The sequence below is a fragment of the Streptomyces sp. NPDC002838 genome (assembly GCF_040295365.1).
GTDB lineage: Bacteria > Actinomycetota > Actinomycetes > Streptomycetales > Streptomycetaceae > Streptomyces.
The window spans coordinates 17,089-43,221 of record NZ_JBEOVF010000035.1 but is presented as its reverse complement, the minus strand read 5'-3'; the positions used below and the strand labels follow the sequence as shown (position 1 = coordinate 43,221).

Genomic DNA, 26,133 nt, shown 5'->3' with positions numbered 1-26,133 from the left:
GACCGGCGGTCACGTCGTGGACTGCGGGCTCGCCTTCTGCCGGGCGTTGAACTCCGCGACATTGCGCCGGTGCTCCGCGTAGTCCGCCGTGAAGCGCGTGTCGCCCGGCTTGACCGTGACGAAGTACAGCCAGTCGCCCGGGGGCGGGTTGATCGCGGCGCGCATCGCGTCCTCGCCCGGGTTGTCGATCGGCGTGGGCGGCAGTCCCATGCGCTGGTACGAGTTGTAGGGGCTCTGGATCCGCGTGTCGGCGGCCGTGGTCTTCAGCGTGAAGCGGCCCAGCGCGTAGTTGATGGTGGAGTCCATCTGCAGCGGCATGCCGCGCTCCAGGCGGTTGACGATGACCCGGGCCACTTTCCCCATGTCGGCCTTGGTGGCGGCCTCGGCCTGGACGATGCTGGCGACGGTGACCGCCTGATAGACGTTCATCGCGTTGCGCTGGGCGCCGGCCGCGACCGGGGCGCCGTTGAACTTCCGGTTCGCGGTGTCGACCATGAACGACAGCAGGGACTCCGGCGTTGCCTTCTTGCCGTTGTGTTCGAGCGGATACGTGGCCGGGAAGAGGTAGCCCTCCGGGTTGCCCTCCGCGTCGTTCGGCAGCCTCAGGTTGGCCTTGCCGAGGGACTTCTCGGTGGTGCCGGCGGGCAGGGCGAGGGCCTTGTCGACGGCCTCGTACACCTGGCCGGCGCGCCAGCCCTCCGGGATCACCAGGGCCGCGGGCTTGTCCTCCCCGTCGCCGGCCAGGGTCAGCAGCGGCACCACCACGGCGGTGCCGGCCACGACGGCCCCGGTCGCGATGAGGGCGAGACGGCCCCGGCGCGTCAGTCGGATCGTGCTCCGTGGCGGAATGTTGATCTGCATGCGGGCACGGTAACCCGCTAAAGCCTACAAATCCGACATATCGTCATCTCGTCGGCTCCAGTTGGGCGTCCCGGCGGACCAGTGCCGCATACCGCCCGTCCCGCTCCAACAACTCCTCGTGCGAGCCGCGTTCGGCCACCCGTCCGGACTCCAGGACGACGATCTGGTCGGCACCCCGAATGGTGGACAGGCGGTGCGCGATGGTGAGGGTGGTGCGGTTGGCCGAGAGCGCGTCGATGGCCTCCTGGACGGCGCGTTCGGTGCGGGTGTCCAGGGCACTGGTCGCCTCGTCCAGGATCAGCACCGGCGGGTCGCGCAGGATGGTGCGGGCGATGGCCAGGCGCTGTTTCTCACCGCCGGAGAAGCGGTGGCCGCGCTCGCCCACGACGGTGTCGTAGCCGTCGGGCAGGGAGGCGATGTGGTCGTGGATCTGGGCCGCCCTCGCCGCCTGCTGGAGCTCTTCGTCGGTGGCGTCCGGCTTCGCGAAGCGCAGGTTGTCGGCGACCGAGGCGTGGAAGAGGTACGTCTCCTGGGAGACGACGCCGATCGCGCGGGCGAGGGTGTCGAAGTCGAGATCGCGGACGTCGACCCCGTCGAGGGTGACCCGGCCGCCCGTCACGTCGTACAGCCGCGGCACCAGATAGCCCAGCGTGGACTTGCCGGCGCCGGTCGGGCCGACGACCGCGAGGCTGCCGCCCGCGGGGACGGTGATGTCGATGCCGTCGAGGACGGGGCCCCGTTTGTCGTCGTCGCCGTCGTAGCGGAACTCGACGCCCTCGAAGCGGACCTCGCCCTTGACACGGTCGAGGTGGATGGGCCGCTCCCGCTCGGTGATGTCGATCGGCAGGTCGAGGTACTCGAAGATGCGCTGGAAGAGCGCGAGCGAGGCCTGGATCTGGACGCCGGTCGACAACAGGCTCACGGCCGGACGGAACAGGCCCTGCTGGAGCGAGACGAAGGCGACGATGGTGCCGATGGAGATCTGCGGACCGCCCGTCTGGAGGGCGAGGCCGGCGGTCCAGTAGATGACGGCGGGCATGGCGGCCATGACGATCGAGATGACGGCCATGCGCCAGCGGCCGGCCATGTTCGACCGCACTTCGAGGCCGACCAACTCCTCGGACTCCTCGGAGAAGGACCGGGTGAGCGAGTCGGAGCGGCCCATCGTGCGGCCGAGCAGGATGCCGCTGACGGAGAGCGACTCGGTGACGGTCGCGGCCATCGCGGCCATCTGCTTCTGGCGCTGAGTGGTGATCTTCTTGCGTTCGCTGCCCACCCGGCGGCTGATCCACACGAAGACCGGCAGCAGGACCAGGGAGACGACGGTCAGGCGCCAGTCGAGGGCGACCATCGCGATGATCGTGGCGACCACGCTGGTCAGGTTGGAGACCAGGGAGGTGGCGGTCGAGGTGACGGTGGCCTGCATGCCGCCGATGTCGTTGGCGATGCGGGACTGGACCTCGCCGGTGCGCGTGCGCGTGAAGAAGGCGAGGGACATGCGCTGCAGGCGGCCGTAGACCGCGGTGCGCAGGTCGTGCATGACGCGCTGGCCGACGGTTGTGGAGATCAGGGTCTGCAGGACGCCGAAGACGCTGGTGAGGACGGCGCTGAGGATCATGCCGAGCGCGAGCAGGCTCAGCAGGCCGGTGCGCCCCTCGGGGATGGCGACGTCCAGCGTCTCCTTCAGCATGAACGGAGTCGCCACGGTGACCAGGGACGAGGCGCCGACCAGCAGGCCGACGACCGCGAGCCGGCCGCGGTAGGGCTTGAAGAGCTTGAGGATACGGCGCACCTGCCGGGGTTGCTCGGGCGAGGTGCCGGGTGTGGGGGTCCAGGTGATGTCGTCGCGGGGCATGGCTCCTACGGAGGGTGAGAGGGTGAGGACTGACGGAGCTTAGCTCACTGTTACCTCCACTCACAATGAGCACGGTCCTGATATTGTTCCCGTATGACCAGCCCCGATTCCGATGGTGTGCTCGCCGAGCAGCTGCTGCGACTCACGCGCCGTGTGCACCGGATCCAGAAGCGCCATCTGGAGCGGCGTGGCCTCGGCGTGACCCCGGCGCAGTCCCGACTGCTGCGCACCCTCGCGCACTACGACGCGCCGCCCCGCATGGCCGACCTCGCGGAGCGGCTAGAGGTGGTCCCGCGTGCCGTGACGACACTGGTCGACGGACTGGAGGCGAGCGGGAAGGTACGGCGGGCACCCGATCCGACGAACCGGCGGGTGATCCGGATCGAGCTCACGGACGACGGGCACAAGGCGCTGCGGGAGCTGCGGGAGGCGCGGCGGTCGGCGGCGGAGGAGATTCTGGCGCCGCTGACAGGTGAGCAACGCGAGGCGCTGGGCGGATTGCTGGACACACTGATGGACGGGTCTGCCGCCCAGCGGTGCTGAGCACGCGAAACGGCCGCGGTCACCGCCCCGTACTGCCGGAGCGGTGACCGCGGCCTGCCTGTTCGGCGTGGGGCCTCAACTGGCCTCGGCGGCGGTCTCCTTGGTCGTCCGGGCCGGCACTGCGGCGGCCTCCTCGGACTCCGGCTTCTTGAGCTCCGGCTCCCGAGGGCCCGGCTTCTCCGGCTCCTCGTCCTCCGCTACGAACACGATCTCGCCGTCCAGCACCTTCTTCGCCTTGTCGGCGTCCAGCGCGCCCTCCCAGCGGGAGACGGCGAACACGGCGACGCAGTTGCCGAGCAGGTTCGTCACGACGCGCATCGAGTCCATGATGCGGTCCACGCCGAGGAGCAGGGCGACGGCGCCGGTCGGGATGGCACCCAGCGACGAGGCGGTCGCGGACAGGGCGAGGAAGGCCGAACCGGGAATGCCCGCCATGCCCTTGCTGGTCAGCATCAGCACCAGGATGACGGTGATCTGCTGGCTCAGGCTGAGGTCCACGCCCACGGCCTGGGCGATGAACAGCGTGCCGATGGACAGGTAGAGCGAGGCGCCGTCGAGGTTGAAGGAGTAGCCCGTGGGCAGCACCAGACCCACGGCGTCGTCGCGGGCACCCGCCCGGCGCAGCTTCTGCATCACGCGCGGCATGACGGACTCGGTGGAGGCGGTGCCGAGCGCGAGCAGCATCTCCTCGCGGATGTAGCGCACGAACTTCCAGAGGCTGAGCCCGGTGACCGTCTTGAGCGCGACGGCGAGCAGCGCGATGAAGAGCGCGGCGGCCGCGTAGCACAGGACGATGAGCTTGGCGTACGTCTCCATGACGCCGAGCCCGTACTGGCCGACCAGGTACGCCATCGCGCCGAACACCGCGATCGGGGCCAGCCGCATGATGAAGCCGACGATCGCGAAGATGACCTCCTGGGCCTGCTCGATGGCGGGCAGGACCTTCGGCACCTTGGTGTGGCCGAGGTGCAGCAGCGCCGCGCCCACCAGACAGGCCAGGATCAGCACCTGAAGCAGCTCGTTCTCGGCGAAGGCGCCGATGAAACTCTGCGGAAGGGCGTTCAGCACGAACTCGGTCGTCGAGGGCAGCGAGCCGCCACCCGTCTTCGCATCGACCGCCGAGGTGTCGAGCTGGGCGGGGTCGACGTTCATCCCCGAGCCGGGCTGGACGATGTTGGCGGCGAGGAGCCCGATGAGCAGGGCGAGCGTGCTCGCGACCTCGAACCAGATCAGCGCCTTGAGCCCGATCCTGCCGAACGCCTTCAGGTCGCCGGCCTTGGCGATGCCGACGACGACCACGCAGAACACCAAGGGGGAGATGATCGTCTTGATGAGCCGGGTGAAACCGTCGCCGAGCGGCTGGAGTTCCGCGGCCGCGTCGGGCCACAGCTTTCCGACGAGGATTCCGAGCACGAGTGCGCAGGCGACCTGCGCGAAGAGAGAGGTACGCAGCATGCGTGCGACGCGTCGCGGCAACGACGGTACGGACGGCGGCACGGGCACTCCTTGTGGGGACGGATGGCGGCAGAAGCCGGGGACAGGACTTCTGCGATACGGAAAGCGGATTCCGTGCCGATCACTTTGGAGGCACCGTTGATCTCACACAAGACCGCCGTGTTTCAGCCAGGTAAATCACGCCACCTGTGACGCATCGCACACAACTCGCCTCAGCAGCCGCCGTGATCCTCGGTGAGCACGCCCTGGACGGTGGTCAGGGACCGGTCGTAGCACCCGGCCGAGCCGCGGATCCGGTAGCGCTCGCTCGTCGTGCCGACCGCGTGCCGCTGGTCCCGGGGCACGTTCACGGTGTACGTCGCGTCGCCGCTGTAGGTGTCGTCGAGCCGCGACCAAGCGGTACGCCGGCCGCCGCGCGACTCGACGACCGCCGCGCGGTCACCGAGGGTCAGCACGGTCCGCAGCCGGTCGGCCGCGCCGAGCGTGGTCGTGCCGTCCATCGTGTACGTCCGCTGCGTGCGCGTCGTACGGGCCGGGCCGCGTCCGTCGACGGTGACCGACTCCTCGTCCGTCCAGGTGGCGTCGAGCGCGTCCACGTCCTCGCCGTCGGTCCAGCGATGGACGGAGGTGTTCCTCAACGCACGCGAGAGGGTGGTCGTCACCCGGCCGTGCGAGGTGTCGACGTATCCGGCGACCGTCAGCCGGTGATGACCCTCGGTGTCCACGCGGTGCTCCGAACCGGGTGTGTACGTCGAGGAGTTGGCGAGGTCCCCGTTCTGGTGCACGGTGAGCTGCCCGCCGACGTGGGCGCTCTTCGCGTCCTGCCAGACGAGGACGTTGACCGGAGCGCTCCAACCGCTCTGTCCCTCGGGCACGCCGACGACGGAGACCTCGACACGGTGCGGGCGGCCGTCGTTGAGGATTCCGGCGAAGGGTGTCAGGTCGTATTCGATCGGCTTGATGTCGAAGGCGCGCGGTCCAGGAACGACGTACCAGAGGAAGGGATTGGACCAGCCGCCGGTCCACACGGTCGGGAACGGCGCGGCGATGCCCGCGATTTGTCCGTCGACCTTGATCTGGACCTCACGGTAGGGGCCGCCGTCGGCCTGGCAGGAGTACGGGGCCGCGTCGGGCACCGTCAGGTACCAGTACTCCTCGCAGCCGCCGCCGGAGCCGGTGGCGTACACCTCGGCGACGATGCGCTCGCTGTTGCGCGGGGTGGTGAGGGTGGACCGGCCGCCGAGGGTCAGGACCCGGTCGGGCGTGGTGGCCGGCTTACCCGGGTGGGCGGCCGGTTTGCCCAGGTAGAACGTCAGGGTCACCTTGACGTCGATGATCCCCGTGTACGTGTCGTCGACGACGTTCCCGATGAGCATCTCGACGTCCCGACTGCCGCGGAAGGTGTCGCTGTAGCGCGTGACGTCCTTCTCCACGGACCACTCGATACCGTCGGGCGAGGGCTGGGGCGTCGACGTACGGAAGATCTCCACCCCGCCGACGTGCAGGTAGCCGAGCCGGTCGAACTGCCGTCCCTTGACCTTGCCGTCCAGGCGCAGCACAACCTTGCTCCAGCGGTCTCCGCAGCCCTCGGGCGGTGTATAGGTGCCCTTGTACGGGGTGAAGTCGCGGAACTGCGCCTCGGCGAGCGCGACTTGGCAGGAGTGTCCGGTGGGTTTGGTGACGGGCGGAGCCGCCGTGATGGGGTCGTGCCAGTCGGTACCGAACTCGGCCGGGACCGGGGTGTCTGCGGATTGAGCGGGGCTCGCCCCGAGGAGGGTGCTCGCCAGCAGGGTCGCTCCGGCGAGCATGGACATGAGGATCCGTCTCTTCATGGCCGGTGTTCTACGGCGAGTCGGGCGTCGCCCGCAATGAGGCCTCCCCTATGGGCGTGAGGCCTTCAGGTCCGCCCTGTCCCCCATCACCACCACGGGATGCCGATCCGGGTCGAGCGTGCGCAGCAGATACCGCATCGCCGGCTTGGACAGGCTGACGCAGGCCGACGTACCGCTGCCGTGGTCCATGTGCAGCCAGATCCCGCCGCCCTTGGCCGCGCCGTCGGGGCGGGTCGGGTCGTTCGGCGGGGTGCCCTGGACGCGGTTGTAGTCGATGGCGATGACGTAGTCGAAGTCGTGCCAGTAGGACTTGGCCCACCAGCGCGGGGCCGCGAAGGCGGCGGACTGCGGGTAGGGGAGCTTGGCCCCGGGATTCGGGAGCACACCTCCCGCGTCGCTGAGCGTGAACACGCCGACGGGACTGCGGTCGTCGTCCTCGTGGTGGTCGGTGGTCCAGCCCTTCCTGCCGTTGCGCGCCGACCAGCTGTGGGTACGGTCCCAGGTGGAGCCGTGCTTGGTCTAGAGCACGACCGTGGACCGAGGGGAGTCCTTGCCGTCGCCGTAGACCGCCACGACCTGGCGGGAGTCGGCGGGGATCCTCCGCCGCAGTCCTTCGCCGACATCCGGGATGCGCGTCGGGTCGGCGGTGGCCGGGCGGGTGTGGGCGGGCTTGCCCGCGGCTCTCGTCTCCGTGCCACCGGGATGCTCCGGGTCACCGTCATGCTCCCGACCCGACCCGACCCGCCACAGCCGGCCAGGGCGGTCAGGAGGCCCAGGACCGCCGTCATGAGTTCCGTCGGTTCTGCGCGGCGGGGCGGAAAACCGCTTGCTTTCGAGCACGCAACGACGCGAACCTGTCACGGTTTGTTGCCGCCGTTCGCGGTCCCTTCCACCCCTTGACACGAGCCACTGGGACGTCATGCAGATTCAAGACCTTCCGTATCCCGACCCAGGTGTGCCGGACGCGCGCTCGGGTCCCCGATTCCTGTGGTGGCTCTTCAAGAACCAGCTGGGCGGGCAGCTCAAGTCGCTGGCGTGGGGGCTGCTGCACTTCATGTCCGTCGCCACGCTGCCGTTCTGCGTCGGCCTCGCCATCCAGGCCGTCGTCGACCGCTCCGGTGCCCGGCTCGCCCTCGCGGGCGCGCTGCTGGCCCTGGCCTGCGTCGGCAACGCGCTCGGCGACACCTTCCTGCACCGCTCCGCGATCACCAACTGGATCACCGCCGCCGCCCGCGTCCAGCAGCTCCTGGCCCACAAGACCGCCCAGCTCGGCTCCGCGCTGACCCGGCGTGTCGCGGCCGGCGAGGTGGTGGCCGTCTCCACGGGTGACGTCGAGAAGATCGGCTGGTTCGTGGAGGCCTGGTCTCGGTTCACCGCGGCCGCGGTCACCATCGTGCTGGTCTGCGTCGGCCTGGTCGTCTACGAGCCGGCCCTGGGCGCGGTGGTGGCCGTGGGCCTGCCGGTCCTCGCGCTCGCGGTGCTGCCGTTGCTGCCCCGGGCGACCAGGCGCGCCGACTTCCAGCGGGAGAAGGCCGGACGTGCCACCGAACTGGCCTCGGACACCGTCGCCGGTCTGCGCGTCCTGCGCGGCATCGGCGGCGAGGAACTCTTCCTCGACCGCTACCGCCGCGCCTCCCAGGAGGTCCGCCACGCGGCCGTGCGCAGCGCCCGGATGTGGTCCCTCATCTCCGCGATCCAGGTGCTGCTGCCGGGACTGCTGCTGATCGCGGTCGTCTGGTACGGCGTCCATCTGGCCCGCCAGGGCCGGATCGGCGTCGGCGAACTGGTCACCGTCTACAGCTCGGTCATGATCCTCACTTATCCGCTGCGGCACTTCGAGGAGATCGCCATGGCGTACTCCTTCTCACGGCCTTCGGCCCAACGGGCCGCCCGGGTGCTGTCGCTGGAGCGCGCCACGGACACCCGCGGATCACGCGCCGCCGACCTGCCCTCCGGGGATCTGTACGACCCGGCCACCGGACTGCTGGCACCCGTCGGCCGACTCACCGCCGTGGTGTGCGGCGACCCGGACGCGGCGGGCCGGCTGGCGGAACGGCTGGGCGGGCACCCCTCGGAGGCCGGCACCTCGGCGCTGCTGGGCGGGGTGCCGCTGGACGAGCTGCCGCTCGGCACCGCGCGGACGGCCGTCCTCGTCCAGGACAAGGACCCGGTGCTGCTGTCCGGCTCGCTGCGCGACCTGCTCGACGTGCCCGCCTCGGGTGACGTCGGTGCGGGGGAGGCGCTGGAGGCCGCGCAGTGCGGGGACGTGCTGGCGGCACTCGTCCAGGGGTCGCTGGACGCCGAGGATCCGATGGAGGCCCGCATCACCGAACGCGGCCGCTCCCTCTCCGGCGGCCAGCGCCAGCGGCTCGCGCTGGCCCGGTCGCTGATCACGGACCCTGAGGTGCTCATCCTGGACGAGCCGACCTCGGCCGTCGACTCCCACACGGAGGCGCGGATCGCCGAGGGGGTGCGGGATCTGCGGGCGGGGCGCACGACCGTGGTGTTCACCTCTTCGCCGCTGCTGCTGGACCGGGCGGACCGGGTCGTCCTCGTCCATGAGGGCGAGGTCGCGGCGGTCGGCGTGCACCGCGAACTGCTGCACGAGGAGCCCCGGTACCGGGCCGTGGTCACACGGGAGGCCGACGAAGAGGCCGCCCTGAGCGGCGTGCTGGACGAACTGCACGAACTGGAAGAGATCGAGGAGACAGCATGATCGGCGTCGCGCCACCGGCGTACGACCCGGCGGCCCCGACCACGGCGAACACCCTGCCCGTCGGCGCCGCCACGACCGTACGCGCCTACGTGACCGAACTGTTCCGCCGGCACCGCCGTGCCTTCCTGCTCCTCGTCACCGTCAACACGGTCGCCGTGGTCGCTTCGATGGCGGGCCCGTGGCTGCTGGGCGGGCTCGTGGAGCGCGTGTCGGACGGAGCGCGTGAGCTCCATCTGGGACTGACGGCCGGGCTGTTCGTCCTCGCGCTGGTCGTGCAGGCCGCGTTCGTGCGGGAGGTGCGGCTGCGCGGCGCGATGCTCGGTGAGCGGATGCTGGCCGACCTGCGCGAGGACTTCCTCGTCCGGTCGGTCGGGCTGCCGCCGGGAGTCCTGGAGCGGGCCGGGACGGGCGACCTGCTGTCCCGGATCACGACCGACATCGACCGGCTCGCCAACGCGATGCGCGAAGCCGTGCCCCAGCTGGCGATCGGTGTGGTGTGGGCGGCCCTGCTGCTGGGCGGCCTCGTGATCACGGCTCCGCCGCTCGCGGCCGCCGTGCTGCTGGCCGTGCCGCTGCTGGTCATCGGCTGCCGCTGGTACTTCAAGCGGGCGCCGTCGGCCTACCGCTCGGAGGCCGCCGGGTACGCCGCCGTGGCCGCCGCGCTCGCGGAGACCGTGGACGCGGGGCGCACCGTCGAGGCCCACCGGCTCAGCGCCCGTCGCATCGCGCTGTCGGAGCGCCGGATCAAGGAATGGACAGCCTGGGAACGCTACACACTCTGGCTGCGGTCGGTGCTCTTCCCCGTCATCAACGTCACGCATGTGACGGTCCTCGCCTCGGTGCTGATGGTCGGCGGCGTGTTCGTCCTGCGGGGCTGGATCGGGGTCGGCCAGCTGACGACCGGTGCGCTGATCGCGCAGATGCTCGTCGATCCGGTCGGGCTCATCCTGCGCTGGTACGACGAGCTGCAGGTGGCCCAGGTGTCGTTGGCACGTCTGGTCGGCGTCCGGGACATCGAACCGGACGCCGGGGACGCCGCACTCACGCCCGACGGACGGGACGTGCACGCGGACCGGGTGCACTTCGGCTACCGCGAGGGCGTGGACGTGCTGCGCAAGGTGTCCCTCGAGGTGGCGCCCGGCACCAGGCTGGCGTTGGTCGGCCCCTCGGGAGCGGGCAAGTCCACCCTCGGCAGGCTGCTCGCCGGGATCTACGGGCCCCGGGCCGGCCGGATCACCCTGGGTGGCGCCGAACTCTCCCGGATGCCGGCGGAACGGGTCCGCTCGCACGTGGCCCTGGTCAACCAGGAGCACCACGTCTTCGTCGGCTCCCTGCGTGACAACCTTCTCCTGGCCCGCACCGACGCCACCGACGCCGAGCTGTGGGCGGCGCTCGGCGCGGTGGACGCGGACGGGTGGGCGCGTGCCCTCGACGACGGGCTGGACACCGAGGTCGGCTCCGGCGGGCTCACCGTCACGCCCGCCCAGGCCCAGCAGATCGCGCTGGCCCGCCTGGTCCTGGCCGATCCGCACACGCTGGTCCTGGACGAGGCGACCTCCCTGCTCGACCCACGCGCGGCACGCCACCTGGAACGCTCCCTGGCCCGCGTCCTCGACGGCCGCACGGTGGTCGCGATCGCCCATCGACTGCACACCGCCCACGACGCGGACGTCATCGCCGTCGTCGAGAACGGCAGGATCAGCGAGCTCGGCAGCCACGAAGAGCTGGTCGAGGCGAACGGCGCGTACGCGGCACTGTGGCGCTCGTGGCACGGCTGACCGGTGGGCTCCGCCAGGGGCGTCCGCCCGGGGCTGGGTGTGCGGGCGGGGCGCGGACGGCCGGGAGGGGCTGTCGCGACGTGGGCTGGCTGGGCGCGGCGTCGGTGGTGGGGCGGCCTCTTCGAGGGCGGCCCCACCGGACGTGGCCCTGTCGGGGGCGCTCCCATCGTGGGCGCTCCCGATGGCGTGCGTGCCGCGCGGTCGCGGCCCAGGCGAACTGAGCGGGGAATCGGGGGACGGCCGTGTGGGCGCCGGGCGGGCGCCGGGACTGGTGTGCGGGATGTGCGGTCGCCGCGCGGACCGGCGGGTGCCGGGGGCGGCGTGCGACCTGTTCGAGCGGCCCGCGGACGACCAGACGCCAGGATCAGCGTGCGACCTGCTCAACCGCCACGCGGACGACCAGACACCGCGGTCAGCGTACGACCTGCTCAACCGCCACGCGGACGACCAGACACCGCGGTCAGCGTACGACCTGCTCAACCGCCACGCGGACGACCAGACACCGCAGTCGGCGTACGACCTGTTCAACCGGCCCGCAGAAGACCAGACACCGCGGTCGGCGTGCGAACTGTTCGGTCGATGCTCGGGCAGCCGGGCGCCGGGATGGGCGTGCGGGTTGCGGCGTCGCGGCGTGTGTGGCCGGACCGGGCCCTGGTGCTCCCGGCTGTGCGGAGTCAGCTCCGGGAGGTGTGGTCCTCGGCCCGCGTCCGTGCCGTTGCGCGGTGCCGAAGAGGGGTGGAAGGCTGGATAGCGGCACCGGCTCGAGGAGCACCCGCGGAGCATGCGTCGGTTCGTCGTCAGGCGCCGCGCGTGCCCCCGGAGGACTGCGGCCGACCGCCGACCACGGGGAGGACGCGCCCGCCCCGCCACCTGGAGGTACCCGTGAACAACGCCGATGGATGGGGAGACGACGTCTACCAGCCCGACACATCCGAGCAGAGGGAAGACACGGGGCTGCTCGACGCGGAGGACACCCTGGAGAACGACGGTGTCGACGACCCCCTCGACCGGGGCTGGTCCCCTCCGGAACGCCCCTGGGCGGTGGAGCACACCGGCGTGACGGCCGCCGAGCGCCGAGAGGGCGAGACGCTGGACCAGCGGCTCGCCGAGGAACTGCCCGACCTCGCCGCCCCCGACGGCGACGGCATCGGCGACTCCGTGGGCACAGACGGCGAACCCGTGGACAACGAGGTCGGCGCCGTCCGCTCCGGCCGTCTCGTGGCGCCCGACGAGGGTGCACACGAGGACGAGGAGAGCGCGCTGATCGCCACGGACGTGGGCATCGACGGTGCCGCCGCCTCCGCCGAGGAGGCCGCGGTGCACATCGTCGACGAGGACGCCCTGTCCGGCTGATCCCACCGTCCCCGCGCCGTCGGCCGCCTCGCCGACGGCGGACAAGGAGCACCCATGCAGCAGGACAAGCACCCCGACTACCACCCGGTCGTCTTCCGCGACCGCGCCGCCGGTTACGCCTTCCTCACCCGGTCCACCGCGACCAGCGGCCAGACCATCGAGTGGGACGACGGCGAGAGCTACCCGGTCGTGGACGTGGAGATCTCCTCGGAGAGCCATCCCTTCTACACCGGCAAGGCGCGGACAGTGGACTCCGAGGGCCGCGTCGCCCGGTTCGAACGGCGCTACGGCGGCGGGGCGGGCCAGGGTTCCGGCGGGTCGTGAGCGCCCACGGAGGCGGGACGGCGAGGCGATGGCTGCCATGAGCCGCCTCCACAGATGCTTCGGGCGGACCCGCAGATGGGCGTGTGCGGGCGCCCGCCTCAGGCGAACCGGCACATACCTCAGATGACGTTGAGCGCCGCCGCGCAGCCCACTCCCCCCAGCAGCATGAACGCCGGCATCAGCACCTTGAGCTCGACCCAGCTGCCCGCCCGGAACCGCATCGCCTTGGGCGGGCCGATGGGATACCAGCGCTTGCGGCCCACCGGTATCGGCCACAGGATCGGGCAGCCGGAGACCGTCAGCGCGTCCCCGATGTCGTGCACGATCGCGCCCAGCACGATCGGCAGGCCCAGCCACAGGTACTCCTGGCCCGGCGCCGTGAACAGCCAGTCCGATCCGTTGCCCGGCTTGTCCAGCACACCGGCGAGGATCCACGAGCTGGTCGCGGCCAGCAGCCAGACCAGGACGTCGGCGCTGGAGCCACGGGTCGCCCGCCAGAGCAGACCCTCGATGGCCAGCACCATGTGCACGAACAGGAGCGCCAGCACGGCCCAGCGGCCACCGGTGATCGCCGCCACCGAGCCGCCCGCGCCGATCAGGACGGCCCACAGCCAGGTGTGCGTGAGCGTGCGGTGCCCGCCCGAGCGGCGCGGGTCGCCCTGTTTCTTCGTCGCCTTGTAGACGGCGTAGGAGAGCTTGTCGACGATCTCGCACAGCCCACGCGAGAGGGGTCCGAAGGCCCGCGAAATGGTGGCCGCCTTGTGGTCGAGGTCCGGGGCGAGTGCGGCTCCGGCGCAGATCAGCGCGCCGCACAGAACGACGGGCCAGGGCATCGGGTGCCCGGCCGCCGCGGCGGCCGCCCCGACGCCGAGCCAGGCGGCGGCGCCCGACAGTGAGTGTGCTGGTCCCATCATCGCCGTTGCCCGCCCCATTCCTCGTGCGCCGCTGTCCAGTTGACCGGGTGCGCTGACGTCCCGTCGGCGACACAGCGTAGCGTTCGCGATCTTCGTGCCGACAACCGATTCCCCCATAGGGCAGGAGGGCAGGCAAGATGGGTGGGTGACCCTCATCGATCAGCTGCCGCCGACCGCCGACCCCGACGCCCTCTACGAAGCCTTCGAGTCGTGGGCCGAGGAGCGCGGGATCACGCTCTATCCCCACCAGGAGGAGGCGCTGATCGAGGTGGTCTCCGGTGCGAACGTGATCGTGTCGACGCCCACCGGCTCCGGCAAGAGCATGATCGCCGCAGCCGCCCATTTCGCCGCGCTGGCCCGTGACGAGGTCACCTTCTACACCGCTCCGATCAAGGCGTTGGTCTCGGAGAAGTTCTTCGAGCTGTGCAAGATCTTCGGCACCGAGAACGTCGGGATGCTGACCGGAGACGCGTCCGTCAACGCCGACGCCCCCGTCATCTGCTGCACCGCCGAGGTGCTCGCGTCGATCGCCCTGCGCGACGGCAAGGGCGCGGACGTCGGCCAGGTGGTGATGGACGAGTTCCATTTCTACGCGGAGGCGGACCGCGGCTGGGCCTGGCAGATCCCGATCCTGGAGCTGCCCCAGGCACAGTTCGTCCTGATGTCGGCCACGCTCGGCGACGTCTCGATGTTCGAGAAGGACCTCACCCGGCGCACCGGCCGGCCGACGGCGGTGGTCCGCTCGGCGACCCGTCCCGTGCCGCTGTCCTACGCCTACCGGTTCACTCCGCTCACCGAGACGCTGACCGAGCTGCTGGAGACCAAGCAGGCGCCGGTCTACATCGTGCACTTCACGCAGGCCCAGGCCGTGGAGCGGGCGCAGGCGCTGATGAGCATCAACATGTGCACGCGCCAGGAGAAGGAACAGATCGCCGAGCTGATCGGCAACTTCCGCTTCACCACCAAGTTCGGCCGCAACCTCTCCCGGTACGTACGGCACGGCATCGGTGTCCATCACGCCGGCATGCTGCCCAAATACCGGCGTCTGGTGGAGAAGCTCGCGCAGGCCGGTCTGCTGAAGGTCATCTGCGGCACGGACACGCTCGGCGTGGGCGTCAACGTGCCGATCCGGACCGTGCTGTTCACCGCGCTGACCAAGTACGACGGCACCCGCGTCCGCACGCTGCGCGCCCGTGAGTTCCACCAGATCGCGGGCCGGGCCGGGCGCGCGGGCTTCGACACGGCGGGCTTCGTCGTCGCCCAGGCCCCCGAGCACGTCGTCGAGAACGAGAAGGCGCTCGCCAAGGCGGGCGACGACCCGAAGAAGCGCCGGAAGGTCGTCCGCAAGAAGGCGCCCGAGGGTTTCGTCGGGTGGACGGAGAACACCTTCGAGAAGCTCATCGCCTCCGAGCCGGAGCCGCTGACCTCCCGTTTCCGGGTGACGCACACGATGCTGCTGTCGGTGATCGCCCGGCCCGGCAACGCCTTCGAGGCGATGCGGCACCTCCTGGAGGACAACCACGAGCCGCGCAAGCAGCAGCTCAGGCACATCCGGCGGGCGATCGCCATCAACCGCTCGCTCCTGGACGGCGGCATCGTCGAGAAGCTCGACAAGCCGGACGCCGAGGGCCGCATCGTCCGCCTCACGGTCGACCTCCAGCAGGACTTCGCGCTGAACCAGCCGCTGTCCACCTTCGCGCTCGCCGCGTTCGAGCTCCTCGACCCCGAGTCGCCGTCCTACGCCCTGGACATGGTCTCCGTCGTCGAGTCCACACTGGACGACCCGCGGCAGATCCTCGCCGCCCAGCAGAACAAGGCGCGCGGCGAGGCCGTGGCCGCGATGAAGGCGGACGGTGTCGAGTACGAGGAGCGCATGGAGCGCCTCCAGGACATCACGTACCCGAAGCCCCTTGAGGAGCTGCTCTTCCACGCGTACAACACCTACCGCAAGAGCCACCCCTGGGTCGGCGACCATCCCCTGTCGCCGAAGTCCGTCATCCGTGACATGTACGAACGGGCGATGTCCTTCACGGAGTTGGTGTCCTACTACGAGCTGGCCCGCACCGAGGGCATCGTGCTGCGCTACCTCGCGAGCGCCTACAAGGCCCTGGACCACACCGTCCCGGACGACCTCAAGTCCGAGGATCTTCAGGACCTGATCGAGTGGCTGGGCGAGATGGTGCGTCAGGTCGACTCCAGCCTGCTGGACGAGTGGGAGCAGCTGGCCAACCCGGAGGAGATGACCGCGGAGGAGGCCCAGGAGAAGGCCGACGAGGTCAAGCCGGTCACCGCCAACGCGCGCGCCTTCCGCGTCCTCGTCCGCAACGCGATGTTCCGCCGCGTCGAGCTCGCCGCGCTCGACCAGGTCGACGAACTCGGCGAGCTGGACGCCGAGGCCGGCTGGGACGCCGAGGCCTGGGGCGAGGCGATGGACAAGTACTGGGACGAGTACGACGACCTCGGCACCGGCCCCGACGCCCGCGGCCCCAAGCTGCTCGTCATCGAGGAGGAGCCGCAGAACGGCCTGTGGCGCGTCCGCCAGATCTTCGACGACCCGAACGACGATCACGACTGGGGCATCAGCGCGGAGATCGACCTCGCCGCCTCCGACGCGGAGGGCCGCGCGATCGTCCGTGTCACCGACGTCGGCCAGCTGTGAGCACAGGAGAATCCCACCCATGACCACGAACCCGGCCGAGAGGCTCGTCGACCTGCTCGACCTGGAGCAGATCGAGGTCAACATCTTCCGCGGCCGCAGCCCGCAGGAGTCCCTGCAGCGGGTCTTCGGCGGCCAGGTGGCGGGCCAGGCACTGGTCGCCGCCGGGCGCACCACGGACGGCGAACGTCCGGTGCACTCGCTGCACGCGTACTTCCTGCGCCCGGGTCGACCGGGCGTGCCGATCGTGTACCAGGTCGAGCGGGTACGGGACGGCCGGTCGTTCACGACCCGCCGGGTCACCGCGGTGCAGCAGGGCCGCACGATCTTCAATCTCACCGCCTCCTTCCACAAACCTGAACAGGGGAGCTTCGAGCACCAGCTGCCGCCGGCCCGCAAGATCCCGGACCCGGACTCCCTGCCGACGGTCACGGAAGAGATCCGGGAGCATCTGGGCACGCTGCCGGAGCAGTTGGAGCGGATGGCCCGCCGTCAGCCCTTCGACATCCGCTATGTGGACCGGCTGCGCTGGACCGCCGAAGAGGTCAAGGACGCGGAGCCGCGCAGCGCGGTGTGGATGCGCGCGGTCGGGCCGCTGGGCGACGACCCGCTCGTGCACACCTGCGCGCTGACCTACGCCAGCGACATGACCCTCCTCGACGCCGTCCGCATCCCGGTCGAACCGCTGTGGGGGCCGCGCGGGTTCGACTTGGCGTCGCTGGACCACGCCATGTGGTTCCACCGGCCGTTCCGGGCCGACGAATGGCTCCTGTACGACCAGGAGTCGCCCGTCGCGGTCGGCGGTCGTGGGCTGGCACGCGGCCGGATCTACGACCGCGAGGGGCAACTGGTCGTGTCCGTCGTGCAGGAGGGGTTGTTCAGGAAGCTGGGCTGACCTCGCCGGTGGCGTCGTAGCGGTGGCAGGTGACGGTCGAGGACAGCTCGTCGGCGCTGTACACCAGGTCACCGCCGGGGGCGAAGGCGAGGTGGCGGGGTCCGGAGCCCGCGCGCATCGGATTCACCGCGACCCGCTCCAGGGTGCCGGCGAGGGTGTCCAGCCGGTAGGTGAACACCGCGTCCGCCCCGAGGTCGGTGGCCACGTCGAAGCCGTACGTCGCCGCGCCGGTGCCGGTCGTCCAGGAGGGGTTGTTCAGAGCGCTGTAGTTCCAAGCTCTGCGGTGCGGTGGCTTCTGCGTCGCAGGCAGCCCATGAGCCCGCGCGACGACGGCTCCGGCTCCTCCGGCACCGGTGCGGCCGGGAGCGCCGCGACGCGGGCCTGTTTCGGGGCGGGGCGGGGTGCTGCCCGGTGCTCGCGTGCTTCCTCCATGGCCACTACCAGGTCGGCCCGCAGCCAGGCGATCTCGTCCGGAGCGTCCGCCGTCATGATCGTCTCCGCGATGTGGGCGGCGGTCGAACCCGGTGCGCCATGTGTGGGCGGCCCTGGCCGGAACCGGTTCAGATGGGCGCGCTCATAGGGGTCACGGACGAGTTCCGCGATCTGAAGGGGATCGAGGAAGGCGGCCACGGTCCCGGCACGCTCCCACGGGTCTTCGGTCTGCCTCAGCAGGAACCCCAGATGCCGTCCGCGCCAGTTGCGAGGGCGCAGGTCCAGTCCCGCGCCCAACTGGTCGCGCATTCCCTCGGGCATACGCTCCTTCAGCAGCGGGGCGTTCTTCTCGTCGGCCGCGAACTGCCGTAGCTCGTCGGCCAGATACAGCCAGACCACTGTGCGGTAGCGGCTGAGATAGAACTTCACCGGTGCCACCATCCCCAGGCGTGCCAGGCGAGTGAACCTGCCGACGGGCACATCCATGACGGCCGCGCCCTCTTTGGTGCCCACGGCCTTCACGCGGGCCCGCAGGGAGTCGGGAAATCCGTCGCTCGACCTCACCCGGTCGATCTCGGAGCGAGCCACGCGGCGGCCCCCGCCTCCTTCGTCGGGCAGGGTCCTGAGGTGTCCGAGGTCTACGGCGAGGTCGAACTCGCTTCGCTTCAGCCCGAGTTCGCGCGCGGCCCGGCTGGGCGCGCAGGAGAGTTGCTGCGGTTTCGTGAAGGTCTCAACTGACATGGTCGGTCTCCCCCGTGGAGTCGATGCTCACGCTGTGTGCGCTCGCCGTGACAAAAACCGTAGCCGGTTCGGCGAATTCCGTGGCGAGCCTGTGGATAACTCCACGAGAGAGGGAGAAAGAGCAGGTCAGATGTCTTTTGCCGGGCTTCGCTCGGGCTGTCGGGCGTCGACGCCGAGGTGCTCGCCGACCCGGTTGACGAGCAATGTCATCTCGTAGGCGATCTGGCCGATGTCGGCCTCCGCGCCGCTCAGCACGCACAGACAGCTGCCGGTGCCCGCCGCGGTGACGAACAGCACCGCGTCGTCGAACTCGACCATTGTCTGACGGACCCGGCCCGCGCCGAAGTGCCGCCCCGATCCCTTGGCCAGACTGTGCAGTCCGGAGGAGACAGCGGCCAAGTGCTCCGCGTCCTCCCGGCGCAGTCCCGTACTCGCCCCCGTCACCAGTCCGTCGTTGGACAGGACCAGAGCGTGCCGTACGTGTTCCACGCGCTCGGTCAAATCGTCCAACAGCCAGTCAAGTCCCTGGTTCTGCGCCATGTTTCCCGTCTCCCCGTGTGACGTCTCCCCCTCTCCGGAGGATCTCCACGCCAGCCTTCCCCACGACCGGCGTCCGAGCAAGGAGGATGGGAACATGGCACAGAAGATGACCGACACCGAATGGCGGGAGTTCGTTTCGTACGGCACCCGCACCGGAAAGCTCTCGACCGTGCGGGCCGACGGGAGTCCGCATGTGACGCCGATCTGGTTCCTGCTCGACGGGGACGACATCGTGTTCAACACCGGCAAGAACAGTGTGAAGGGGCGCAGTCTGGCCCGGGACGGCCGGGTGGCTTTGTGCGTGGACGACGACCGGCCGCCCTTCGACTTCGTCGTGCTCCAGGGCCGTGCCCGGGTCTCGGAGGACCTCGACGAGGTCAGGCACTGGGCCGGCCGGATAGGGGCGCGGTACATGGGCGAGGAGCGGGCCGAGGAGTTCGGCGCCCGCAACGGCGTTCCGGGTGAACTCCTCGTCCGCGTCTCGATCGACAAGGTCCTGGCGCAGAAGGCCGTCGCCGACTGAGAAAGCCTGCCGGCCCGAGTGCTCGGGTCGTCAGCCCACCGAGTCGAGCAGCCGGGCGGTGTGCATCCGCCCGGCGTACTCGACCAGTCGGATCAGCACCTCCTTCCCCGAATCGCGGTCACGGGCGTCGCAGAGCACCACGGGCGTGCCCTGGTCGAGATCGAGGGCGCGCGCGACGTCGTGCGCGCCGTATGTCCGGGCGCCCGCGAAGCAGTTGACGGCCACCACGAACGGGATGTGCCGGTGCTCGAAGTAGTCCACGGCGGGGAAGCAGTCCTCCAGACGCCGGGTGTCGGCGAGGACCACGGCGCCGAGGGCGCCCTGCGACAACTCGTCCCACAGGAACCAGAAGCGGTCCTGGCCCGGGGTGCCGAAGAGGTACAAGGAGAGGCCGGACCGGATGGTGATGCGCCCGAAGTCCATGGCGACCGTGGTGGTGACCTTCTGGTCCACGCCGTCGGTGTCGTCCACCGACTGTCCGGCCTCACTCAGCAGTTCCTCGGTGCGCAGCGGCCGGATCTCACTGACCGCGCCCACCAGGGTGGTCTTGCCCACGCCGAATCCGCCGGCGACCAGAATCTTCAACGCAAGGGCGGCCGTCTCGTCGCCCTGGGCGTCGGAGTCATCGGAGACCATCGATCACTTCTCTCTGGAGTGCCGGCAAACGGTGGTGGTGAACTTTCATCTACAGCGCTCTCAGTCCCTCGATCACCTCGCGCAGAATCCGTTCGTCAGGCAGTTGCGCGGGCGGCACGGGGCGGCTGACGGTGACGCAGCCGAGTTCCAGGAGGTCGCCGAGGAGCACCCTGACCACGCCCACGGGAAGGTCGGCGTCGGCGGCGAGTTCCGCGACCGACTGCGTCTCCGTGCGGCACAGGTCGATGAGGGCACGGTGTTCCGGCCCGAGCGCGGTGTCGTCGTCGATGCCGGGTGCGCCCGTGTCCAGCGTGACGAGGGCGATCAGGTCGAAACGCACCCCGGTGGGGCCGGGTCTGGTGCGTCCGCCCGTCATGGCGTACGGCCGGACGAGCGGCCCGGCCTCGCCGTCGTACCACTGGCTGCCCTGCTCGCGCGGGGCGCCCGTCATGTCCTCGGTCATCTGCGTGGACCGCCTTCTCGCCTCATCCGGCGGCGGGTGGCCGAGCGCCGACGCGCGGCGGCGTGTACAGGTGCTCGCCGACGCGCTTGACCAGCCGTGCCATCTCGTAGGCGACCAGGCCTATGTCGGCGGTCACGGCGGTGAGGACGGCCAGGCAGGAGCCGTCGCCCGCGGCGACGACGAACAGGAAGCCGTCGTCCATCTCCACCATGGTCTGGCGCACACCCCCGGCGCCGAAGTGCCGCCCCGCGCCCTTGGCCAGGCTGTGGAAGCCGGAGGCGACCGCGGCGAGGTGTTCGGCGTCCTCGCGGTGGAGGTCGGTAGACGCGCCCACAGCGAGGCCGTCGTTGGACAGCACCACGGCGTGCCGTACTTCGCTGACGCGCAGTACCAGGTCGTCCAGCAGCCAGTCGAGTTCGCCGGGCCGCTGCGCGGCCCTCATGCTCGGGTCCTGGATCATGCGGGGTCTCCTTCGCTGCTGTCGCTGCCCGCTGGGAAATCCGGGGTGACACCACGGCCCGGCTGCCTGCCGCCTCCGCGCGCCCAGCCGTCGCGGTACGCCGCCATGCGGTCCCGTACGAGTTCGGGGGTGCGCCGGTCGTCTCCAGGGGCGGCGGTCGCCTGTGCCGGTTCCTCGGGGCGCCGCTCGCGCAGTTGGGGCGCGAGATTCGCCTGCCGTACCCGGCGGGGGAGGTCGTCGGAGTCCTCGGGAGGGTCGTCCGGGGGACGGTGCAGACGCAAGGCGGTGACTCCGGGAGGTGGGGTTTCGGTCGTGGTCCGGGCCGCGGCCGGCGCGGGGGCCACCAGGGCGGGCCGGTCGGCCGACGCCGGGACGGAGTCCTGGAGCTGGGCGACGGGCACACGCGCGTACTCGCGCTCCGCCTGCCGTTCCGCTTCCACCGCGTTGTGGGGGGACCGTTTCGCCCCGCTGGTGTGCAGCAGGGCCGTGGGCAGCAGGACGACCGCGGTGGTGCCGCCGTAGGGCGAGGTGCGCAGGTGCACCTTGATGCCGTGCCGGGCGGCGAGCCTGCTGACCACGAACAGGCCGAGCCGGTCGCTGTCGAACAGGTCGAGCGCCTCGGACTGCTCGATGCGCCGGTTGGCCTCGGCGAGGGTCTCCTTGCCCATCCCCAGGCCGCGGTCCTCGACCTCGACGGCGTAGCCGTTGCCGACCGGCTCGCCGGTGATCCGCACGCGTGTGTGGGGCGGCGAGAACTGGGCGGCGTTCTCGATGATCTCGGCCAGCAGGTGGGTGAGGTCGGCGACGGCCACGCCGATGACGGACGCGTCGGGGAGCTGTCGTACCTCCACGCGCGCGTAGTCCTCGACCTCGGAGACGGCCGCGCGGACCACGTTCGTCAGGGAGACCGGCATCCGCCAGGCGCGGCCGGGTGCCGCTCCGGAGAGGATGATCAGGCTCTCGGCGTGGCGGCGCATCCGGGTGGTGAGGTGGTCGAGCCGGAAGAGGTCGCTCAGTTCGTTCGGGTCGTCCGAGCGGCGTTCCATGCTGTCGAGGAGGCTCAGCTGGCGGTGGACGAGGATCTGGCTGCGGCGGGCGAGATTGACGAAGACTCCGGAGATGCCGCTGGCGAGCTCGGCACGCTCGGCGGCGGCCCTGAGCGCGGCGCGGTGCACGGTGCTCAGGGCCTCGGCGACCTGCCCGGTCTCGTCCTCCGCGGGCGGCCCGGGCGGGGCCTCTGCCTGGACGTCGATCTCCTCGCCCGCGCGCAGTTTCCGCATGGCCTCGGGGAGTTTGCGGCGGGCGATGTCCAGGGCGCTGTTGCGCAGGCTCACCAACTCGACGACCAGTCCGCGTCCGATGCGTACGGAGATGACGAGCGACGCGGCGACGGCCAGGAGCCCGAGGAGGACGGCGGCACCAGCGGGGGTGAGCAGTCCGCGGGTGAACGGGTCGGCCCGGTCGGCGACACCGTGCCCTGCGTCCTCTTCGATCGTCCGCATGCCGTCCTGCACGCGCGCGTGGGCGCCCGTCCAGGTGGCTTCCGGCGCCGCGTCGATCGCGCGGGCACCCGGGCCGGCGGCGAGGACCTTGTCCTCGGTGGCTGCCACGGTGGCGTAGGCGCGGCCGTCGGCGAGGCCGCGCCAGGCGGCACGTTCGGAGCCCCGTAGATCGGCCACGGCGGACTCGGTGAGGGCACGGCGCGTGTCGACGGCACCGGTGAACAGCCGCAGCCGCTCGCCAGAGAGGCCGCCGGCCAGGCGCGCACTGGCCAGGACGGCGTCCTCCTGGGCCAACGCCTCTCCCGCGCGGGAGAATTCGAGCAGCACGCGCGCGTCGGAGCCGAGTTCGGCGTCCTGGATTCCGGTGAGGGCGCCGCCCACGCCGTAGGCGCTCGCGATGGTCCTCGTGTATTGGCCGTAGGTCTCGTCCCAGCGGACGCGGCGGTCGAGTACGGCGGTGCGCAGCGAATGCAGTCGCTCGGCGCCGGTGACGAACGCTTCGAGCCGCTGGGCCACTCCTGCGGGCAGTTCCTCGCTGTCGGCGATGGTGTTGTCGTCGCCGAGCCGCAGTTTGGCGAGGGCCCGGTCGGTGCGTTCCGCGAGCTTCTTCAGGTCGCCGCTCCGCCCGGCCGACGGGTCGGTCGCGTGGCGGACGGCGGCCGCCCGCTCCGTCTGAAGGGCGGCCACGGCCTGAGCGACGGGGGTCCGGATCGTGGAGTCGACGCGCTGCAACTGCCGCAGCCGCGAGACGTCCTGGGCAGTGGTGACGGTGGCGTACGCCCACAGGGCGAGCAGGGAGACGACCGGGACCATCAGCAGGCAGACGATCTTGGCTCGCACGGTCCGCGGCCGGATGTGCCAGCGTCCCGCACGCGCGAGTGTGTCGTCCGGTATCGCGCCGACGGGGTCGTCCGGGCCTTCGTCGGCCGGCGGTCCGGCGTGTGCGCGGCGGCCGCGCACGGGGGGCGGGGGCGGCGTCTCGGCGCCGGCTGTGGGGGTCCTACGCGGTGTACGCATGGCCTCCTCGCTCGGGAGTCGTTCAGGGGCGCGCCCGTCCGGGCGGTGCTGGTTCCGGGGCCGCTAGTGGGCCGTGCTCTCGACCGGCCGCTGGGCCGAGGCGGATGCCCGACGCTCCCCCGTCGTCGGCGACAGGGCGACGAAGGCCGAGGTCAGGAAGAGATAGGACCCGAGGCCGACGGCGAGGGGGAAGATGAACTGCATCGCCGTGGCCCCGGGCAGGGCCGCCCCGGAAGGCGTGACGTGCACACTCACCGCGAACATGCCGGTGTAGTGCATGCTGCTCACCGCCGCGCCCATGATGAGGGAGGCCATGGTGACCGCGACGGGTGACTTGATGTTGAGCGCCGCCCACAGGGCCGCTGTCGCCGCGACGACGGCGATCAGGACGGAGAGTCCGACGAGCGCGGGGTCGTAGCCGACGTCGCCGTGCAGGCGCACCGCCGCCATGCCCAGGTAGTGCATGCTCGCGACGCCGAGGCCGGTGGTGAGTCCGCCGAGGAAGAGCGCGCGGGTGCGGTCACGGCTGTAGCCGACGGCGAAGACGCCGGCGCAGACGACGATCATGGCGACGAGGAGGCTCGCGATCGTCAGCGGCACGTCGTAGCGGATGTCGGTGCCGCTGACGCTGAAGCCGAGCATGGCCACGAAGTGCATGGTCCAGATGCCGGTGCCGATCGCCGAGGCCGCGGTGACGAGCCAGTTGCGGCGCGAGCGTCCGGTGGCGCCGAGCGCGCGGACGGTGCAGCGCAGCCCGAGGGCGGCGCCTATGCAGGCCATCACGTACGACAGCACGGGGGTCAGCCACCCCAGGGCGGCGTGGTCCAGGTGTCCCATGGCTCCGGGACGCTAGTCGGGGCATGGGCGCACAAAGGGGGCGCATTTCGAAAGGTGTTGGAATATGACGCAGATATGTACCTGAACGATCGCGGCACGCTCGAACGTGTGCACCGGGGCATCGTCCCTACCGGTGAGGGATCATGCGGAACATGAGCGACGACCACACACGTGTCCAGGAGTTCTTCACCGCCCGCGCCGCCGACTGGGACAGCCGTTTCCCCGACGACGGCCCCGCCTATGCCGCCGCGGTCGCGGACCTCGGGCTGCGCGAGGGGGACCGCGTGCTCGACGCGGGCTGCGGCACCGGACGCGCCCTGACGCCGCTGCGGGCGGCCGTGGGGCCCTCGGGAGTGGTCCTTGGGGTCGATCTGACCCCGGCCATGCTGCAGGCCGCCGTACGGGCCGGACGGGACCGGGACGGGCGGTTGCTGCTCGCCGACGTCGCCGCGTTGCCGCTGCGCTCGGAGTCGCTCGACGCGGTGTTCGGCGCGGGGCTCATCTCGCATCTGCCCCATCCGGCCGAGGACCTGCGCGAGCTGGCGCGCGTGGTACGGCCCGGCGGGGTGCTGGCGCTGTTCCACCCGATCGGCAGGGCCGCACTCGCCGCGCGCCAGGGCCGGCAGATCACCCCGGAAGATCTGCGCGCGGAGCACAACCTGCGTCCGCTGTTGGCCGGTTCAGGGTGGCGGATGACGTCGTACGTCGACGAGGACGACCGGTTCCTGGCAGTGGCCGTCCGCGAGGGCTGACGCCCTCGGTCATGCACGACATCATCGAGGGCTGCCGATCGACCGCGGGCACCTGAAGGGCGCGTTCAGCGGTGAACTCGAGCGGAGAGGAGCCCTGGGGAGCCGAGGGGACCGCTCACGAGCCTGTGTGGCGCACGGGACAGCCCCGTACGCCGGGGACCGGGCGGGTGCCCAGTTCGTCCAGCCGGTAGCCGTTCGGGTAGCCCTTGATCTCCCAGTTCTGCCGCGCGTAGTGGGGTGTGCGCCGCGGCGGGAGCAGCCGGACGGCGCGTCCGCGCATCCGGACCGCACGGCGCACGAGTGCGCGGGTGAGAGGGCTCGGAGGCGGGTACCGGAAGGCCCGCAGGAGTGGTTCGTCGAGCAGGGCGAGCGTGGAGGTGCGCAGGAGCGGCGCGAGCGGGGCCGGATACCAGGAGGCCATCAGGGCGAGCGTGGAGTCCGACACCCGCCGTGCTTCCTCGGTCCAGGCGAAATGGGCCTCTTCGTAGGTGTCGAGGCAGGTCTCGAACTCCTCGTAGGTCTCAGGTAAGTCCTTGATGCCCATATGCCGCCCCAGAGTGCGGTGGTGGACGGCGGAGGCGACGATCTCGTGGCGGGACAGCCTGCGCCAGCCGTAGGCGTCGATCCACCGCTTGGGCATCACGACGAATGTGCACAGCACGTACCGCATGTCGTCGTTGCTGATGTCGTAGCTGTGGTGCATCTGGTTGATGCGGCGGATCGCCGTGCGCCCCTGTTCGCTGCCGAAGCCGTGTTCGACGACGGCGTCGAGGAGCAGCGAGGTGTCGTCGTACCGCTTCTGGGCCCGCTCCGTGAGCTCGGCCGTCTCAGCCAGCAACCGGCCGATGCCGGGCACGGCGTACGTGCGGTACAGGGCCAGCTCCAGGGAGCGGGTGAAGTCCCAGGGGAACTCGTACGCCACACTGAGCCGGTGGATCTCCAGGGCGTCCTTCTCCGGGTCCATCCGCCGAATCTGTTCGAGCCGCTCGAAGCGTGTCACCGCGCTGTCCCCCTTCTGTCGCCGAAGCTCCAACTCTACGTTGAGGAG

General features: G+C 70.9%; 23 protein-coding genes and 1 pseudogene. 9 read left to right on the top strand and 15 right to left on the bottom strand.

What is annotated here, in order from left to right; all coding sequences use genetic code 11:
- Positions 1-9 precede the first annotated feature (9 nt).
- Entirely contained in the window at positions 10-861 is an 852-nt protein-coding gene (gene mltG / locus ABT063_RS34750; protein ID WP_351064015.1) for an endolytic transglycosylase MltG, read from the bottom strand.
- A 43-nt stretch (positions 862-904) separates the two neighbouring features.
- Positions 905-2,716 (bottom strand): ABC transporter ATP-binding protein, encoded by a 1,812-nt coding sequence (locus tag ABT063_RS34745; protein ID WP_351064014.1) that lies wholly within the window; start codon positions 2,714-2,716, stop codon positions 905-907.
- A 93-nt stretch (positions 2,717-2,809) separates the two neighbouring features.
- Between ABT063_RS34745 and ABT063_RS34740 the strand changes: the two genes are divergently transcribed.
- Complete coding sequence (locus ABT063_RS34740) at positions 2,810-3,259, top strand: MarR family winged helix-turn-helix transcriptional regulator (RefSeq protein WP_351064012.1); 450 nt, start codon at positions 2,810-2,812, stop codon at positions 3,257-3,259.
- Between the two features lie 75 nt (positions 3,260-3,334).
- On the opposite strand, the gene ABT063_RS34735 is transcribed toward ABT063_RS34740, so the two are convergent.
- The 3 genes and pseudogenes from ABT063_RS34735 to ABT063_RS34725 all read right to left on the bottom strand — a co-directional run bounded on the left by ABT063_RS34735 (position 3,335) and on the right by ABT063_RS34725 (position 7,296).
- Positions 3,335-4,756, bottom strand: coding sequence for a cation:dicarboxylate symporter family transporter (locus ABT063_RS34735; protein ID WP_351064011.1), 1,422 nt, complete (start codon positions 4,754-4,756; stop codon positions 3,335-3,337).
- A 170-nt stretch (positions 4,757-4,926) separates the two neighbouring features.
- Positions 4,927-6,546: a peptide-N4-asparagine amidase gene (locus tag ABT063_RS34730; RefSeq protein WP_351064009.1), complete on the bottom strand. Its 1,620-nt coding sequence runs from the start codon at positions 6,544-6,546 to the stop codon at positions 4,927-4,929.
- A 48-nt stretch (positions 6,547-6,594) separates the two neighbouring features.
- Positions 6,595-7,296: pseudogene (locus ABT063_RS34725) on the bottom strand (L,D-transpeptidase family protein).
- A 169-nt stretch (positions 7,297-7,465) separates the two neighbouring features.
- Between ABT063_RS34725 and ABT063_RS34720 the strand changes: the two are divergent.
- The 4 genes from ABT063_RS34720 (at position 7,466) to ABT063_RS34705 (ending at position 12,717) form a co-directional block, all read left to right on the top strand.
- Complete coding sequence (locus ABT063_RS34720; protein ID WP_351064007.1) at positions 7,466-9,262, top strand: ABC transporter transmembrane domain-containing protein; 1,797 nt, start codon at positions 7,466-7,468, stop codon at positions 9,260-9,262.
- Positions 9,259-11,040, top strand: a complete 1,782-nt coding sequence (locus ABT063_RS34715; protein WP_351064005.1) for an ABC transporter ATP-binding protein — start codon at positions 9,259-9,261, stop codon at positions 11,038-11,040. The genes ABT063_RS34720 and ABT063_RS34715 overlap by 4 nt, the downstream gene beginning before the upstream one ends.
- An 882-nt stretch (positions 11,041-11,922) precedes the next feature.
- Positions 11,923-12,393 carry a DUF5709 domain-containing protein gene (locus ABT063_RS34710; protein WP_351064004.1) on the top strand — a complete coding sequence of 157 codons (471 nt, stop codon included), beginning with the start codon at positions 11,923-11,925 and terminating at the stop codon, positions 12,391-12,393.
- A gap of 54 nt (positions 12,394-12,447) precedes the next feature.
- Positions 12,448-12,717, top strand: a complete 270-nt coding sequence (locus ABT063_RS34705) for a type B 50S ribosomal protein L31 (RefSeq protein ID WP_351064003.1) — start codon at positions 12,448-12,450, stop codon at positions 12,715-12,717.
- A gap of 119 nt (positions 12,718-12,836) precedes the next feature.
- Here ABT063_RS34705 and ABT063_RS34700 read toward each other — a convergent pair whose 3' ends face one another.
- Positions 12,837-13,631 carry a metal-dependent hydrolase gene (locus ABT063_RS34700; RefSeq protein WP_351064002.1) on the bottom strand — a complete coding sequence of 265 codons (795 nt, stop codon included), beginning with the start codon at positions 13,629-13,631 and terminating at the stop codon, positions 12,837-12,839.
- 145 nt (positions 13,632-13,776) lie between these two features.
- On the opposite strand from ABT063_RS34700, the gene ABT063_RS34695 reads away from it, so the two are divergent.
- Positions 13,777-16,290 carry a DEAD/DEAH box helicase gene (locus tag ABT063_RS34695; protein ID WP_351064001.1) on the top strand — a complete coding sequence of 838 codons (2,514 nt, stop codon included), beginning with the start codon at positions 13,777-13,779 and terminating at the stop codon, positions 16,288-16,290.
- 19 nt (positions 16,291-16,309) lie between these two features.
- A complete protein-coding gene (locus ABT063_RS34690) occupies positions 16,310-17,182 on the top strand; it encodes an acyl-CoA thioesterase (RefSeq protein ID WP_351063999.1) in 873 nt (290 codons plus the stop codon).
- Here the strand turns inward: ABT063_RS34690 and ABT063_RS34685 are convergent.
- The 3 genes from ABT063_RS34685 to ABT063_RS34675 form a co-directional block, all read right to left on the bottom strand.
- Positions 17,166-17,387 carry a lactonase family protein gene (locus ABT063_RS34685; protein ID WP_351063998.1) on the bottom strand — a complete coding sequence of 74 codons (222 nt, stop codon included), beginning with the start codon at positions 17,385-17,387 and terminating at the stop codon, positions 17,166-17,168. The two genes, ABT063_RS34690 and ABT063_RS34685, sit on opposite strands and share 17 nt — an antisense overlap.
- 50 nt (positions 17,388-17,437) lie before the next feature.
- Positions 17,438-18,355, bottom strand: a complete 918-nt coding sequence (locus tag ABT063_RS34680) for a DUF6397 family protein (RefSeq protein WP_351063997.1) — start codon at positions 18,353-18,355, stop codon at positions 17,438-17,440.
- 126 nt (positions 18,356-18,481) lie between these two features.
- The gene (locus tag ABT063_RS34675; protein ID WP_351063996.1) at positions 18,482-18,895 is read right to left on the bottom strand and encodes a roadblock/LC7 domain-containing protein; all 414 of its coding nucleotides are present in this window, start codon (positions 18,893-18,895) and stop codon (positions 18,482-18,484) included.
- 94 nt (positions 18,896-18,989) lie between these two features.
- Between ABT063_RS34675 and ABT063_RS34670 the strand changes: the two genes are divergently transcribed.
- A complete protein-coding gene (locus tag ABT063_RS34670) occupies positions 18,990-19,418 on the top strand; it encodes a PPOX class F420-dependent oxidoreductase (RefSeq protein WP_351063995.1) in 429 nt (142 codons plus the stop codon).
- A 30-nt stretch (positions 19,419-19,448) separates the two neighbouring features.
- Here the strand turns inward: ABT063_RS34670 and ABT063_RS34665 are convergent, their stop codons facing one another.
- The 5 genes from ABT063_RS34665 to ABT063_RS34645 form a co-directional block, all read right to left on the bottom strand.
- Complete coding sequence (locus ABT063_RS34665; RefSeq protein ID WP_351063993.1) at positions 19,449-20,054, bottom strand: GTP-binding protein; 606 nt, start codon at positions 20,052-20,054, stop codon at positions 19,449-19,451.
- Between the two features lie 49 nt (positions 20,055-20,103).
- A complete protein-coding gene (locus ABT063_RS34660; protein WP_351063991.1) occupies positions 20,104-20,517 on the bottom strand; it encodes a DUF742 domain-containing protein in 414 nt (137 codons plus the stop codon).
- Positions 20,518-20,539: 22 nt separating this feature from the next.
- Positions 20,540-20,977: a roadblock/LC7 domain-containing protein gene (locus ABT063_RS34655; RefSeq protein ID WP_351063989.1), complete on the bottom strand. Its 438-nt coding sequence runs from the start codon at positions 20,975-20,977 to the stop codon at positions 20,540-20,542.
- The gene (locus ABT063_RS34650) at positions 20,974-23,496 is read right to left on the bottom strand and encodes a sensor histidine kinase (protein WP_351063987.1); all 2,523 of its coding nucleotides are present in this window, start codon (positions 23,494-23,496) and stop codon (positions 20,974-20,976) included. Before ABT063_RS34650 ends, ABT063_RS34655 begins: the two co-directional genes overlap by 4 nt.
- Positions 23,497-23,559: 63 nt before the next feature.
- Positions 23,560-24,333, bottom strand: coding sequence for an MHYT domain-containing protein (locus ABT063_RS34645; RefSeq protein WP_095749795.1), 774 nt, complete (start codon positions 24,331-24,333; stop codon positions 23,560-23,562).
- A 152-nt stretch (positions 24,334-24,485) separates the two neighbouring features.
- Between ABT063_RS34645 and ABT063_RS34640 the strand changes: the two genes are divergently transcribed.
- On the top strand, positions 24,486-25,085 hold the full coding sequence (locus ABT063_RS34640) for a class I SAM-dependent methyltransferase (protein ID WP_351063985.1): 600 nt from the start codon (positions 24,486-24,488) through the stop codon (positions 25,083-25,085).
- A 115-nt stretch (positions 25,086-25,200) separates the two neighbouring features.
- On the opposite strand, the gene ABT063_RS34635 is transcribed toward ABT063_RS34640, so the two are convergent.
- On the bottom strand, positions 25,201-26,085 hold the full coding sequence (locus tag ABT063_RS34635; protein WP_351063984.1) for an oxygenase MpaB family protein: 885 nt from the start codon (positions 26,083-26,085) through the stop codon (positions 25,201-25,203).
- Positions 26,086-26,133: the final 48 nt, after the last annotated feature.

Coding starts and splice junctions, on each gene's coding strand:
- mltG (WP_351064015.1), bottom strand. CDS start 861: ATGCAGATCAACATTCCGCCACGGAGCACGATCCGACTGACGCGCCGG.
- ABT063_RS34745 (WP_351064014.1), bottom strand. CDS start 2,716: ATGCCCCGCGACGACATCACCTGGACCCCCACACCCGGCACCTCGCCC.
- ABT063_RS34740 (WP_351064012.1), top strand. CDS start 2,810: ATGACCAGCCCCGATTCCGATGGTGTGCTCGCCGAGCAGCTGCTGCGA.
- ABT063_RS34730 (WP_351064009.1), bottom strand. CDS start 6,546: ATGAAGAGACGGATCCTCATGTCCATGCTCGCCGGAGCGACCCTGCTG.
- ABT063_RS34720 (WP_351064007.1), top strand. CDS start 7,466: ATGCAGATTCAAGACCTTCCGTATCCCGACCCAGGTGTGCCGGACGCG.
- ABT063_RS34715 (WP_351064005.1), top strand. CDS start 9,259: ATGATCGGCGTCGCGCCACCGGCGTACGACCCGGCGGCCCCGACCACG.
- ABT063_RS34705 (WP_351064003.1), top strand. CDS start 12,448: ATGCAGCAGGACAAGCACCCCGACTACCACCCGGTCGTCTTCCGCGAC.
- ABT063_RS34700 (WP_351064002.1), bottom strand. CDS start 13,631: ATGATGGGACCAGCACACTCACTGTCGGGCGCCGCCGCCTGGCTCGGC.
- ABT063_RS34690 (WP_351063999.1), top strand. CDS start 16,310: ATGACCACGAACCCGGCCGAGAGGCTCGTCGACCTGCTCGACCTGGAG.
- ABT063_RS34680 (WP_351063997.1), bottom strand. CDS start 18,355: ATGTCAGTTGAGACCTTCACGAAACCGCAGCAACTCTCCTGCGCGCCC.
- ABT063_RS34675 (WP_351063996.1), bottom strand. CDS start 18,895: ATGGCGCAGAACCAGGGACTTGACTGGCTGTTGGACGATTTGACCGAG.
- ABT063_RS34670 (WP_351063995.1), top strand. CDS start 18,990: ATGGCACAGAAGATGACCGACACCGAATGGCGGGAGTTCGTTTCGTAC.
- ABT063_RS34665 (WP_351063993.1), bottom strand. CDS start 20,054: ATGGTCTCCGATGACTCCGACGCCCAGGGCGACGAGACGGCCGCCCTT.
- ABT063_RS34660 (WP_351063991.1), bottom strand. CDS start 20,517: ATGACCGAGGACATGACGGGCGCCCCGCGCGAGCAGGGCAGCCAGTGG.
- ABT063_RS34655 (WP_351063989.1), bottom strand. CDS start 20,977: ATGATCCAGGACCCGAGCATGAGGGCCGCGCAGCGGCCCGGCGAACTC.
- ABT063_RS34650 (WP_351063987.1), bottom strand. CDS start 23,496: ATGCGTACACCGCGTAGGACCCCCACAGCCGGCGCCGAGACGCCGCCC.
- ABT063_RS34645 (WP_095749795.1), bottom strand. CDS start 24,333: ATGGGACACCTGGACCACGCCGCCCTGGGGTGGCTGACCCCCGTGCTG.
- ABT063_RS34640 (WP_351063985.1), top strand. CDS start 24,486: ATGAGCGACGACCACACACGTGTCCAGGAGTTCTTCACCGCCCGCGCC.